The 14,250-nt window shown below is 43.9% G+C and carries 11 protein-coding genes; 6 read left to right on the plus strand and 5 right to left on the minus strand.

The features are described 5' to 3' along the window. Positions 1-34: 34 nt before the first annotated feature. The gene (locus GGE08_RS04895) at positions 35-655 is read right to left on the minus strand and encodes an L-threonylcarbamoyladenylate synthase (protein ID WP_179383793.1); all 621 of its coding nucleotides are present in this window, start codon (positions 653-655) and stop codon (positions 35-37) included. A 227-nt stretch (positions 656-882) separates the two neighbouring features. On the opposite strand from GGE08_RS04895, the gene GGE08_RS04900 reads away from it, so the two are divergent. Then, positions 883-1,482: a hypothetical protein gene (locus tag GGE08_RS04900; RefSeq protein WP_179383794.1), complete on the plus strand. Its 600-nt coding sequence runs from the start codon at positions 883-885 to the stop codon at positions 1,480-1,482. Between the two features lie 3 nt (positions 1,483-1,485). On the opposite strand, the gene GGE08_RS04905 is transcribed toward GGE08_RS04900, so the two are convergent. Both GGE08_RS04905 and GGE08_RS04910 read right to left on the minus strand, forming a co-directional pair. Then, positions 1,486-3,714, minus strand: coding sequence for a hypothetical protein (locus tag GGE08_RS04905; RefSeq protein ID WP_179383795.1), 2,229 nt, complete (start codon positions 3,712-3,714; stop codon positions 1,486-1,488). A 139-nt stretch (positions 3,715-3,853) separates the two neighbouring features. Beyond that, positions 3,854-6,184 (minus strand): ATP-dependent helicase, encoded by a 2,331-nt coding sequence (locus GGE08_RS04910; RefSeq protein WP_179383796.1) that lies wholly within the window; start codon positions 6,182-6,184, stop codon positions 3,854-3,856. 139 nt (positions 6,185-6,323) lie between these two features. Between GGE08_RS04910 and GGE08_RS04915 the strand changes: the two genes are divergently transcribed. The 5 genes from GGE08_RS04915 to GGE08_RS04935 all read left to right on the plus strand — a co-directional run bounded on the left by GGE08_RS04915 (position 6,324) and on the right by GGE08_RS04935 (position 11,246). Continuing rightward, on the plus strand, positions 6,324-6,863 hold the full coding sequence (locus GGE08_RS04915) for a DsrE family protein (protein WP_179383797.1): 540 nt from the start codon (positions 6,324-6,326) through the stop codon (positions 6,861-6,863). Between the two features lie 12 nt (positions 6,864-6,875). After that, positions 6,876-8,162 carry an amidohydrolase gene (locus GGE08_RS04920; RefSeq protein ID WP_179383798.1) on the plus strand — a complete coding sequence of 429 codons (1,287 nt, stop codon included), beginning with the start codon at positions 6,876-6,878 and terminating at the stop codon, positions 8,160-8,162. Between the two features lie 98 nt (positions 8,163-8,260). Continuing rightward, positions 8,261-9,835, plus strand: a complete 1,575-nt coding sequence (locus GGE08_RS04925; RefSeq protein ID WP_179383799.1) for an FMN-binding glutamate synthase family protein — start codon at positions 8,261-8,263, stop codon at positions 9,833-9,835. 37 nt (positions 9,836-9,872) lie between these two features. Then, entirely contained in the window at positions 9,873-10,646 is a 774-nt protein-coding gene (locus GGE08_RS04930; protein ID WP_179383800.1) for a hypothetical protein, read from the plus strand. 78 nt (positions 10,647-10,724) lie between these two features. Continuing rightward, positions 10,725-11,246, plus strand: coding sequence for a hypothetical protein (locus tag GGE08_RS04935; protein WP_179383801.1), 522 nt, complete (start codon positions 10,725-10,727; stop codon positions 11,244-11,246). A gap of 1 nt (position 11,247) precedes the next feature. Here the strand turns inward: GGE08_RS04935 and GGE08_RS04940 are convergent, their stop codons facing one another. Then, positions 11,248-12,162 carry a patatin family protein gene (locus GGE08_RS04940; protein WP_179383802.1) on the minus strand — a complete coding sequence of 305 codons (915 nt, stop codon included), beginning with the start codon at positions 12,160-12,162 and terminating at the stop codon, positions 11,248-11,250. Beyond that, on the minus strand, positions 12,159-14,204 hold the full coding sequence (locus tag GGE08_RS04945; protein ID WP_257023959.1) for a M1 family metallopeptidase: 2,046 nt from the start codon (positions 14,202-14,204) through the stop codon (positions 12,159-12,161). The genes GGE08_RS04940 and GGE08_RS04945 overlap by 4 nt, the downstream gene beginning before the upstream one ends. Positions 14,205-14,250 lie beyond the last annotated feature (46 nt).

The raw sequence follows: 14,250 nt of genomic DNA on the forward strand, positions 1-14,250 counted from the left end.
CGGCCAATTAGGCCGCTTTTTTTATATACAGTTATCAATAAATTTCCAGACTGCCCTTGCCCTCCCGTATCACTTCGGGTGTATCACCAGAAAGGTCGATTACTGTGGAGGCCACATTGTCGCCATATCCTCCATCGATCACAACATCCACAAGGTTCTGCCATTTTTCAAAGATGAGCTCAGGATCTGTGGTATACTCCAAAATATCATCGTCATCTCGAATAGAAGTGGAAACAATCGGGTGTCCCAGCCCAGTTACCAAAGCTCTGGCAATGGAATTGTCCGGTACACGGATACCCACCGTTTTCTTTTTCTTGAAATCTTTGGGAAGATTATTGTTTCCCGGAAGAATAAACGTATAAGGACCGGGTAGAGTTCTTTTAAGAATCTTGAAAGTAGCGCTATCAATTTGTCGCACATAATCTGACAAATTGCTCAAATCTGCACAAATAAAGGACCAATTTGCTTTTTCCAGTTTCACTCCCTTTATCCGGGCAATGCGTTGTAATGCCTTGGAGTTGGTAATATCGCAACCCAATCCATACACGGTATCTGTTGGATAAATGACCAAGCCGCCCTGCCGAAGCACGTCTACCACCTTCTCAACCTGCTTTGGGTTGGGGTTTTCCTCATAAAGTTTGATCAATTCAGCCATAAAAGCAAAAAATATCCAATCGATTGATAACAAAGATACTACATCTTTCAACTAAATCGGTACCACAAAACTATCAGTTAAACCTTTTATAAGACACCCAACCCAGCAGCATTTAATGCATCCGTCAATTCAAAAGGGGCATTCGTCAATTCAAAAGGGGCATTGATCAATTGGCACCCAAAATATTGATGGAATTGTCACACCTTTAAACCAAAAATTGAACAACAATGAAATCCGTAACAATTAATATCCTTTCCATTGCCATAGTCCTTTCCATGATCAGTTCAAGTTGTGATTTTTCCAAAAAGTCAAAAGAAAACGACTTTAACGCCAGTAATACTTTAGATGAATTGGAGGTGCTATTGACTCAATTAAACCAATTGGACACGATTGATTGCAGAAACATGGATCAAATCGTCAGCATCAACGAAAGTATGCGGAGAATCGTAGAAAACATTCGTTCCGCCGAAAAGTTCGATAAACTGGTAAAAGCCTACAAAACACATCGACCCAATGTCAAATTCGCCATTTCGGAGGATGGGACTTTTGGTGTTTTCTCGTGGCGTACCAAAATGGACTGTTTAGGAAATCAAATCAAGAATATTGCCCTTTATAAAACGGATAATGGCGTGTTGACCTCCTCCTTGTACGGCACGCCCATGATATACCATAGGGTGAGCAGCAATCCAATGAAAAAAGGAAACTACCTTCTGCATTCCAATAGCACCATAAAAGGATATTCCATTTCCAATGGCTATTTGGAAGAGACTTCAATAGACTTAAAAGATGCATCTTTCGCAGACAATCAGCCCTTTGAGGACGAGTAACATTTATTCCTCTGCAGACCTGTTTTTTGAATAAAATCCGATATCATCCAGAACAACAACGCCCAAGCTGTCTTTATCAAACACCAAATTGATGCTCTGCAATTTACCCAATTGCAAACTGTAATTTTGGGACCTAAAGGCAGAAACGGGAATATAACAACTTTTCAACTGAACTTCGGAAGGTTCGCCAACCATATCCTTATCCAGGAACTTGAACTTGGTGAACCTTGTTTTGATAATCCCCGGGAGTCTATTGTTTTGGTCCAATGCAACCGATGCCGAATTTCCCAAACTATCCTTGAGCATAATGCTAAAATTGAACCCTTTTTCCGGTGATTCCAATTGTTCATCATCATCGTTGGATTTCAATTCGGAAATATCGCCCATCGCCATCGAAAGGGCCAGCGTATCGGCCTCGCTAAAATTCTTTAGTGAATCTAAAAGCACTATTTGATAGACGGGAATGGAATCGACAGATGTTGACTTGTCGTATTTCCATCCCAGCACCAAAGCATTGTTTTGCTGACTTCCCCCATCCCTTGATTCCAATTCCGTTTCTCGCCAAACTTTAAAGTTCTTGGCATTCAATGCTATACTATTCGATGCCTTGGTCACATCGATATCCCCTTCAAAATCGACCAATACTTTTTTATGATTGTCCGCATACTGACTGCGATAGGTTTCCTTTGGTAGCCAATTGTTCACCACATCCACGTTTTTGAACATGGGGCGATAATCCGTGTTACCCTTGAGCACGGCCACCGCAAAAGCACTCACATACACCTGGGCCACTTGACGCTGCTCTTCACCTGTGACCAAGGGGTCAAGATTGAGCAACCACTTCATGGGAGCTCCAAAATCCGAACGTCCCCATGTGGAATTGAATTGGCCATGGTTGGCATGGTTCATATATAATCCTGCTTTAAAGCCCTCAAAACCCTCTGAGAACTCCAAACGATGGTATGGCCGCATTCCCCAAAAACTGGTCTCATCCGAATCGAAGGCTCCTTGAATGGACAAATAGTTGATATCCTTAAGGCTTATCTCCCGATTATACCGATAGTCTGTTGGCGCAATCGTCACAATGCCCTTGATCCCAAAACCAAAATCAAAAGTTTCATTGCCATCATCCGGGAACCTGTCCAGTTGGTTAAAGGCAGCCGCAATAGATACGGCCTCTCCTCCTCTTGAGTGTCCCACCAGAACAACATTGTCCAAATCCACTTTTCCATTTAATTCAGGTGAAACGCCATTGTTCCATTCCCTCCATTGTTCCAAATGTTTCAATAACAGCCAACCCCGTGTTGGCATTTCCTTTCCCATAAAATCGCCAGACCAGTGCCCGTTGATAAAGTTCTCATCCACCGAAACCCCAATAATGCCCCTACTTGCCAAGAGCTCTCCTAAATAGGCGTAACCACCATCGGAATAATCGAGCATGCTGTGGTTTCCATGAACCATCATCACCATTGGGAAGGGTCCTTTGCCTTTAGGCATGTACACACGCGCATTCAACGGAAAACTATCCACGCCAAAGCCCCAATATTTTTCGCGCCACTTTTTCTTTTTTCCTTTCCACTCGGGAAGCAATCGTGTTGCATCCACAGTGGGTGTTTTCAGTTTGATAGCTGTGGCATATTCCGAACGTTTTTTATCGGTTCCGCTACCATACGTAAATACCTCCACTTCAAAATTGCCCTTATTGGAGGGATTTTGAACTCCCATATCGGCTAGAGTGGTTACATCTATGTTTTCCTGTTTTGATAAATCAGGTGCAGAAGGGTCACCGTCGAGACCGTTAAAACCATAAAACCCGAAAACTGTTAGCAAAACACCCACTACAGCGAGGACAGCCCCCAATGTTTTTTTGTTATTTAGAAAGATGTTCCACATACCGAAAACCAATAATGCCGTACAGATAAATCCGAATACTACCAAGGCATAAAACAGCTGTGAAGGCCACCTAAAGGCAAATTCCCTCAATAAATAGAATGAAATTAAACCGCCCAATAGCGAAGTAAGCAGCGGTAATGGTATTTTTTTGATAATAGGAAGAATCCATGTGAGCAACAACTTAAGGGCAATCACCAAAATTGAACCAATCAGGATTCCAGTCGCCATCATTACCCATGCAGGATAACCGACATCATAATGATATCCAGCTACACCAAAAAGAATGATGACAAGAATGGCAACGGCAATAAAAACAGGTTTGAGCAGAAGATTTTTCATAAAGGGAGGTTGGTTTGGTCAAAATTTCTAAATCTAGCTCTGAATTTAAACAATTTTGTCCACCCAAACCGACTTACTCCTTTTATTTAGGGAGTTCTCAAAACAGCTAGGTTTCAATTATTGGAAAATAAAAATTAGCCTAGGCATTGTCCAAAACCTCCAGCTTGGCGAAACGCAACAACAGTTTTTTTATCCCCCCTTGGTCAAAATGGATTTCTGCCTTTTTGTCGTTGCCCGCTCCTTCTATGTTGAGTATTTTCCCAATCCCAAATCGTGTGTGGTTTACTCGTGCCCCAATAGTAATGCCAGGATCGAGCTCCATAGGTTTGTCGGGGGCAGACATCTCAGGTTTTAGCTTTCTCAATTTCCGTAGCTGATTTTCATTAGGTTGATGCACACTGGGAGGTGTCCCGTTTTTGGGCTTCACTTGCCTGAGTTTGCTTTTGTCCACTTCACCAAAGATGTTTTTATCGATTATCGATTTGTAACGATAGCCATCATTTACCGGGGTAAGGTTCTCCACATATCGCTCTTCAATTTCCTCCAAAAAACGGCTGGGTTCGGCATCAATCAATTTTCCCCAACGATATCTGTTTTGGGTATAGGTGAGGTATGCCTGTTTTTCGGCCCGGGTCAGGGCAACATAAAACAGTCTTCGCTCCTCCTCCAGTTCGCTTCGGGTGTTCATGCTCATGGCCGATGGGAACAAATCCTCTTCCATACCCACGATATATACATACGGAAACTCGAGGCCCTTGGCCAAGTGAATGGTCATCAAAGCGACCCTGTCATCATCGCCAACATCCTTATCCATGTCCGTGGCAAGCGCCACATCTTCCAAAAATTCCGTCAAACTGCCCGTTGCATCCACAACCTCTTTTTGACCTTCCACAAAGTCCTTGATACCGTTCAAGAGTTCCTCAATATTCTCCATGCGGGCTATCCCTTCTGGAGTACCATCTTTTTTGAACTCCAATAAAAGTCCCGTTTTCTTGGCCACGTGCTCCGCTAGGGTAAAGGCATCCGAACCTTCGTTCATGATTTGGAAACTCTTGATCATAGTAACGAAGTCCGCGAGTTTGCGTTTGGTCCCTGCATTGATGTTCAAATTGAGTTTGTCCAGATTGTCCATTACCTCATAAATGGAGCGGCCATAATGGTTCGCTGCCACCACTAGCCTATCAATGGTCGTCTGGCCAATTCCCCTGGTTGGGAAGTTGATCACCCGCTTTAGTGCCTCTTCATCTTTCGGGTTGATAATCAAACGCAAATAGGCCAAGACATCCTTTATTTCCTTTCTTTGGTAGAAGGACAAACCTCCATAAATCCGATAAGGAATATCCCGTTTACGAAGTGCATCCTCAATGGCTCTGGATTGGGAGTTGGTGCGGTACAACACGGCAAAATCCCCGTTCTGCATCTGCTGTTGCATCTTGTTCTCAAAAATGGAACCCGCCACATAACGCCCTTCCTCTGCATCGGTTACGCTTCGATGTATTTTTATAAGTCCCCCATCGTCGTTTGAAGTCCAAACATTTTTCTCCAGCTGATTTTTGTTGTTGGCAATGATGGAATTGGCTGCGTTTACAATATTCTTGGTGGAACGATAATTTTGTTCCAAACGGTAAACGGCCACATCGTCGTAATCCCTTTGAAAATTGAGGATATTGCTGATGTTCGCCCCTCGGAAGGAATAGATACTTTGGGCATCGTCACCCACCACACAAATGTTTTGGTAGCGGTCGGACAATGCCTTCACAATCAAATACTGGGAATGATTGGTATCCTGATACTCATCCACCAAAATATATCGGAAACGGTCCTGATATTTCATCAACACCTCAGGAAATCGGGTCAAAAGCTCATTGGTGCGCAACAAAAGGTCGTCAAAATCCATCGCACCTGCCTTAAAGCAGCGGTCCACGTAGTTTTGATAGATTTCACCCAATCGAGGTCGCTTGGCCATGGCATCGGCCTCCATCAATTCTGGATTTTGAAAATATGCCTTAACGGTAATCAAACTGTTTTTGTAGGATGAAATTCGGTTCTGCACCTGTTTATACTTGTACACATCCTTGTCCAGTCCCATTTCCTTGATGATGGATGCAATCAAGCGTTGCGAATCTTGGGTGTCGTAAATCGTAAAGTTGCTCGGAAACCCCAGTTTATCGCCATCAAAACGAAGCAATTTGGCAAAAACGGAGTGGAACGTACCCATCCAAAGATTTTTCGCTTCGGAATTCCCAACAATAGTGGCAATACGCTTTTTCATCTCGCGCGCCGCCTTATTGGTAAAGGTAAGGGCCAAAATATTGAAGGAATCCACGCCCTGTTCCATCAAATGGGCAATCCTGTAGGTCAAAACACGGGTCTTGCCAGAACCGGCACCGGCAATCACCATTAGGGGTCCATCCTTGTGCAGCACGGGAGCGCGCTGCGCATCATTCAATTCATCCAAAAAAGTACTCAAGGGCTCGAAGCTTTTAAAGTAGGCGTGAAATTAGCCATTATTGCTCTTTTGTTGAAATCAAGCTTTCAATATTTATAAACAGCGAAGGTGGAATTAGCCTGTTTTTTAAATATATTTAACATCTCAACTAAAATAACCAATGAAATTTCAACAATTTTCGGTATTCCTTCTTTTTTTTACAGGATTTTATGCGTTTTCGCAGCAGACCCAAACAGGTCCCATTATTCAGGACTATGGTGCCGTTTGGGAAATTGAAAATCCCGACTTTGCAACGGACAAATCGCAGGAGTTCAAAGTGGTTTTTGATGTAAAGGTTGGTCCGGAATCCGATACCGAGGTCAACAGAAACCTAAACACCGTTGCCCGCTTTTTAAACATGCATGCACAGCATGGTGTGCCAGCCTCTCAACTAAAGGTAGCCCTAATCGTTCATGGGACGGCTGCCAGAAACCTGTTGACCGATGAAGGCCATCAACAACGTTATGGTGTTCCCAATCCCAACCGCGAGCTTGTGGAGCAATTAATGGAAGCCAATGTGGAGGTGATCATGTGCGGGCAGTCCTCAAAAACCAGGGACCTACCCAAGGAAGAACTCATTCCAGGGGTGAAAATAGCCCTATCGGCCATGACGGCCAACATTCAGCTACAAAACCAAGGATACCGACCTATTAACCTTTAAACCAACACAATTATGAAGAAATTTTTAGCACTTGCCTTATGTTTCGCAAGTATGGGTATATATGCCCAAGACCATGGACTTGAAAATGATATTGCCGCCGTGGAATCGAAAGTCATCGAATGGCGACGCGACATCCACCAACATCCAGAGCTCAGTAACCGCGAGTTCAAGACCGCTGAAAAAATTGCAGCTCACCTAAAATCTTTGGGGATGGAAGTGCAAACAGGAGTTGCACATACCGGCGTGGTAGGTTTGCTCAAGGGAGACCATCCTGGAAAAGTGGTTGCACTAAGGGCTGACATTGATGCGCTACCCGTTACCGAACGTAACGATTTGCCATTTAAATCAGAAGTGAAATCTGAATACTTGGGTGAAGAGGTGGGCGTTATGCACGCCTGTGGGCATGATACCCATATCGCCATTTTGATGGGCACTGCCGAGGTATTGGCCAAAAACAAGGACAAAATCCATGGAACCGTCAAATTCATTTTCCAGCCTGCCGAGGAAGGCGCACCTCCTGGAGAGGAAGGCGGTGCTGCACTCATGGTCAAGGAAGGAGTGCTTGAAAATCCCAAAGTGGATGCCATTTATGGGCTTCATATTGGTTCCTATCTTCCTGTGGGACATATTGCCTATAAACCAGGGGGTGCTCTGGCAGCTGCCCAGCGGTTTGTGGTAAAAATCAAAGGAAAGCAGTCGCACGGTTCCCAACCTTGGGGCGGTGTTGACCCGATTTACGTAGCTTCCAAAATTGTGGATGGATTCCAGTCCATCATTAGTCGTGAATTGGAACTGACCAAGGAGGCCGCAGTAATCACCGTTGGAAAAATAAGTGGAGGGGTCCGAAACAATATCATTCCGGAAAGTGCCGAACTCATCGGAACCATTCGAACCTTGGATTACGATATGCAAAAGCAGGTTAACGAGCGAATGAAAGAAATGGCATCCACCATTGCCAAAGCTTACCGTGCCGAGGCCACTGTGGAAATCGACAAAGGGGTGCCTATCACTTACAATGATGTAGACCTTACAGCTGCTTCACTGCCCAGTTTACAACAAGTGGCAGGAGAAGACAATGTGCATTTGATCAAGGCCATAACCGGAGCAGAGGATTTTTCGTTTTATCAGGAGAAAATTCCGGGCTTCTTTTATATTTTGGGGGGAAAGGACCCCAATGCTGGCCCAGATGACCATTTTCCGCACCATACTCCTGACTTTAAAATTGATGATAGTGGCCTGCAGCTAGGGGTAAAAGCCATGACGGAAATCGCATTGGATTATCTGGATAGAAGCAAATAGACCAACTTTAAGATACCTAATGAGCCCCAATATCCCTATCCGTTTGGAATTTGGATATTGGGGCTTGATATTTGTAGGTAATCCTTCAAACCATATAAATGCATTCATTCCTTGATTTTATCGGTTACATTCCCTGGTGGGCCTGGGTTTTGATTTTTTTGTTCTCGGTCGCCATACGTGATATCTTTTTTCAAAAGGCACATACGATATCACATAATTATCCTATTGTGGGACATCTTAGGTACTGGCTGGAAAGTATAGGCCCCGAAATGCGCCAGTACTTCGTAGCTAATAATCGGGAGGAGCTTCCATTCAACCGTATTGAGCGAAGTTGGATTTATGCATCAGCAAAAAAAGAGAACAATTATGAAGGTTTCGGAACGGATAGGGATATTTACAAGCACCAGCATATTTTTATAAAAAATGCAATGATCGGATTCCAAATGCCCGAAACGCACCCTAACAAAAAGAAACCTTATTTCTTGCCCTGCGCCAAAGTAATGGGTGCTTATAACCAGCGTAGAAAACCATATCGCCCGGCTTCTATTATCAATGTTTCGGCCATGAGTTTTGGGTCGCTATCCGCTGCTGCCATTGAATCGTTGAACAAAGGGGTAGAACAATGTGGAGCTTATCACAATACAGGAGAAGGAGGACTTTCTCCTTACCACAAACAAGGCGGTGACGTTATTTTTCATTTTGGTACAGGCTATTTTGGTGTTCGCTCAAGGGAAGGTGGCTTTTCCATGGACAAATTAAAAGTGCTGGTAGATGAAAATCCTTGTATCAAGGCCATTGAGATCAAACTTTCCCAAGGTGCAAAACCGGGTAAGGGCGGAGTACTTCCCGGTTCCAAAATCACCCATGAACTCGCTGAGATACGAGGAGTAGAGGTAGGTAAAGATGTAATCTCCCCTCCTACCCACAAAGCATTTAGCAATATTCCCGAGCTTTTGGAATTGATTGAATCCATTGCCGAAGAAACTGGTCTTCCAGTTGGAATAAAGGCGGCTATTGGTAAAATTGAGCAATGGGAGGAGCTAGCAGATTTGATGAAAAAGAAAGGGAAAGGACCTGATTTCATCACGATTGATGGTGGCGAAGGAGGAACCGGAGCCGCACCTCCAAGCTTTGCAGACCATGTCTCATTACCGTGGACGTACGGGTTTTCCAAAGTGTACAGCCTTTTCATGGAGCATGGACTAACGGAGCGCATCGTATTTATAGGTAGCGGTAAATTGGGGTTCCCAGGGAAAGCCGCAATGGCGTTTGCCATGGGAGCAGATTGTATCAATGTAGCACGAGAGGCCATGATGAGCATTGGCTGTATTCAGGCGCAAGTATGCCATACCAATAGATGCCCCACCGGTGTTGCGACCCAAAACAAATGGCTGCAAAAGGGCATCAATGTACCTCTAAAATCCGATAGGTTGGCGCAATACTTCAAAACCTTTCGAAAGGAGTTGTTGGAGATTACCCATGCCGCAGGTTATGAACATCCCTGCCAATTTAATATGGATGATGTGCAAGTAAATGTGGATGATGATTATCTTAGCAGCGATTTAAAGTCTGTTTATGGTTATCAAAAGGAAAAAGTGAATTTTAATTCAATGCAACAACTTTTTGATTGCGAACATTTAGGCGGAAAAAAAGCTTTGGAAAAAACGTTTTAATTTAAACCCAAATATTCAACAAGTAACTATACTACTTATGAAAAGAAATTTACTCCTACTCCTATGTTTGACAATGGTCACAAGTGCTTTTGCGCAGCGTAAAAGCGAGCTTTTTGCTGAGATAGACACCTTAAAATCCAGGATTTCGCAAGTGGAGCAAGAATTGGCCAAGGCCAAACGTGAAATATCTTCCAGCAGTGCGGAGGCAGAAGCGCTAAGGGCCGAAAATGTGAGCCTACGCGATGCCAACGCTACGCTTTTGGGGAATTTGAGCAACTTCTCGGAACTCTCCAAACAGAATTCCGAAAACGTCAATAAGGCGATGGCAGCTTTGGCCCGAAAAGAAAAACAGTTGAGCGGAATCAACGATATGATTTCGGCCAACGATTCCACTGCCATTGTGTCCTTAACACGTATTAAACAGACGTTGGGAGAAAACGCCAATGTTGCCGTGGAAGGTGGAGTCATTGTCATCAGCAATAGCTTGAACGGACTATTTGGTTCGGATACGGCTACCGAACTCACCGAAGAGGGCAAGACATGGTTGGCAGGAGTAGCAAAAGTGATCAAATCCAATCCGAATTTTAAGACAGAAGTCCAAGGTTTGAACATCACTGGTGAATTTGGTCCTACATTCAATCAAGTTGTTTCCGTAGCATCGGAATTGGTCACCAATTTGGAAATTCCTGCGGAGCGTATCGCGGTTTCGGCCAAGGATGGGAACTTTAAGGAAGGGGTAAACATCAGACTACAGCCCGATTATAAAGGTTTTTATGCACAAGCCAAAGAAAGTGCCAAAGCGGCCCAATAAGGCAAAAGTCAATATACTTTTTGCGGTTTTGATGCGTTCTTGGTAGTGTAAAATCAACAAAAAAAACCAGACTACCTTATGAGTGGAGATCAAATCCTTCAGCTATTTGCCTTTTTATTGCCAGCCGTAGTTACCGGAGCAGTGGCCTTTTATTTTTTCAGACTGCATACGCGCAACGAAGATGGCCGCAGACGTTTTTTATTGCACAAAGATTCGCAAAAGGAAACCCTGCCCATTCGGTTGCAAGCCTATGAGCGCATGGCCCTGTTCTTGGAACGCATTACACTGAACAATCTTGTAGTTCGTGTGGCTCCTACCAGCAAAAATAAAAGTGACTACGAAAATTTGTTGATCAAACAGATTGAAACGGAATTTGAACATAATCTTTCCCAGCAGATTTATATGTCGGATGCTTGTTGGAGCATCATCAAAACAGCCAAGAACACCACCATACAGATTATTCGTTCGGCCGGCATGAGCGAAACGGATTCGCCCGATAAATTGCGAGAGGACATCCTGAACCAAACCATGGAGCGGGAGTCGCCATCGAGCGCGGCCCTAGCGTATGTTAAAAAAGAGGTGAGCGAACTCTGGAAGTAGGCTATTCCTGCTTTTCGGGCTCAATGGGGCTTGTTTCCTCATTTTTGTTTTTGGCGTACAAATAGCCCCGTTTCCACCACAGCGTCATGCGTTCCTTATTAAAAATGAGGGAATTGGTCGTGAGCACCGTTGGGGTGTAATAAAAATTAATGATGGCATCCTTTTGGTTGGCCACCAGTTTTCCGATTCGGATATTTTGGTTTTCGATACGGTCCAGCATAAAGCCAAATATCGTTGTAATCAAATCAAACGGGTTTTTGGAAGACAGCCGGTTCAGGTGGTTGACTTCGGTATGGAGCACCACTACGTCCACTTCGGTCGCCCCTCTTAAAAGTGCTTCCTCAATGGGCACCAAAGTTCCCAGTCCACCGTCGGCATACTCGCAACCGTTCCTTTTGGCCAAACTCATAAATGGGGTATAGTTGGACGAAATCCATATCCAATCGCAGAACTCCTCATAGGTGCAATCGTTGATGGACTTGTATTCCACTTGGTTCAAAGAGAGATTGGAGACCGTGACCACCACATCCATTTTGCTTTCTTTCAACTCGTTGAACTCCTCAACAGTAATGGAGTTTCGAATGAGTTTCCGGAGGTTTTCGCTCTCCCCAAAGGTCTTTTTCCCTTTCAAAAAGTTTCGAAGCACATTCCAGTGATTGATGGCAATGGTTTCAACACCATGCTTCTTTTTGATGATGAAAGGACAGTTATTGAAAATGCTATCCTGATTCACATTGGAGTAAATATCCTTGATCTTGTCCAATTTATTTAAGGCCAAGTGGGAAATCAAAAGGCTTCCCGTAGAGGTTCCCACAAACAAATCGTAGTCCCGTTTGGCTTCTTGTATCAAAAATTGGGCAACGCCGCCCGCAAAGGCACCCTTGCTACCTCCTCCCGAAATGACCAATGCCCTCATTCACCTAAAGTTTTCTCCAAATATTGTTTTTCTTCCTGACTTAACAAAGGGTAAAGTCCCCTAATACGGGCTGTGTTCCCTTCGGATTGCAAAAAGCCATTCAATATTTCCCGGGCCGATTTTTTAAAGTGCCATACATGATGCCTACAGGCTTCCACTAGGTTTTTTAAGGTGGTATCGGTAAAGCCACCTATATTTTTGAGGTATTCAAATGCGAGCAATCGGGTTTCAAAATGATGTTCGGAGCTGGTGTAACCGCTCAGTTCATCAAAATACGAAGCTTTGAAATCAGGATTGTACTCTGGGGTCACCAAAGCCAATGTCAACCAAAGCAAGCGAATATTCTTGTTGGGAAAACCAGTGATATTATCTGTTTCATTGAGATACCTGCTTCTGTTCTGTGGAAAATCCGACCATAACCGGTATAAAGCAGCTTCGATGGTTGTATAGCTGTCATCCCTCAATAGGCTTTCCATTTGTAATCTTAGCTCAGCTGGAATTTTAGCTTGGGAAAGCACCACGGCCTGCCTTACCTTTACATCTTCAGAATCAAGGATAGAACTTAGAAACTCCGACGATAACTTGGAGCCATAATCCAAAACCAGATTTTCCTTTAGTTGGGTGGACTTCAATTTTTTCCAGGCTCTCTTCAAAACGGACTCCACTTGTTCCGGCTCCTCCCCAATCCTATCCTTTAGCTCGAAATAGGTTTTAATGGAAGTGTTTTTCTTCTTTAAAAAGGAAACGACCTCGTCATACGGAAAATGGGTGCTTTCCAGCCAGACTGTTTCAAAATCGGCAAGAGCCATATTCGAAGCCTTCTCCATTTCATCCATAAAATAGGGAATGGTCACATTTTTAAAGGCGTAGGTGTTCAAATAGTTCTGAATCCCTTTTTTAAAAGCTTCCTCCCCTATCCTATCCTCGAGCATCACTAAGGCCCATGCCCCTTTTTCGTAGAAGGTCAGGCTCCCGGCATTGGGATTGCGCAATGCCTCGCCATTATCATCCCCCGAAAAACGTTCCAAAGCATTGGCCGTTTCCAATAACCTCCAATAAAAATAATCCTCTCCAAAAATGTCTTTTTCCGCCAAATAGGCATAAAAGGTAGCGAAGCCCTCGTGCAGCCAGTGGTGCTCGCTACTGGTTTCGGTAACCAGATTGCCAAACCATTGGTGCGCGAGTTCGTGGGCGTTGATGTTGACGTAATTTTTGTCCACAAAAGCAGTAGAGTCCACCACATACTGATTGGAAAAAATGGTGCAGGTGGTGTTCTCCATCCCTGCATATAAAAAATCCTGCACAGGTACTTGTTTATAGTTTTGCCAAGGGTACGGTATCCCGATTTCGTTTTCCAGAAAATCGAAAATAGTTTCTGTATACCGGTAGGTAGGCTCCACCTTTTCAACATCTGTAGGTTCGTAATAAAGCTCAATGGGTATGGATGAGGAGGATTCGACCGTTTTTTTGTTGTAGTTGCCAATAGCGAAGCCCACCAAATAACTGCTCATCGGTTTTTCCATATCAAATTGCCAAGTATACCCATTGGAGTCGGGCAAAGGCTCTTTTTTTATCAGTTTACCATTGGTAATTACGGTATATGCTTGTTCCAGCGTAATTTCAAGGTCGAACTCGACCTTTTCGGTCATGTCGTCAAAACTTGGCAACCAGTGGCTGGTGTATTTGCCCTGTCCTTGGGTCCAGACCTGCTCATTGTTCCTAACAGCATCGTCCCACCCTAAAAAATATACCGTTTGTTTTGGTTTTGCCACATACGCCAAGGATAAATCATGTTGTCCTCCTTTTTTGAGGTCCGTTTTGATGGTAATTTTTTTACCATCATACACGTAGTCCATTTTTTTTCCATCAATAAAAACCTTGGTAAAATCCATGTTTACCGCATCCAGAAAAACGGAATCTACATCCTTGATTACTTCAAACCGATAAGTAACAGTGCCGTGAATACGGTTTTCAACGGGTTCGGGTTCAATCCAAACTTGGGCATGTAAAAAGTCCACCTTATCCTGAATTTGGGCGGGCATTGATTGCACAAGCAGTAAAAAAATAACTATGGGGCTCAGCTTCATA

This window comes from Allomuricauda sp. ARW1Y1, from assembly GCF_013407935.1.
GTDB lineage: Bacteria > Bacteroidota > Bacteroidia > Flavobacteriales > Flavobacteriaceae > Flagellimonas.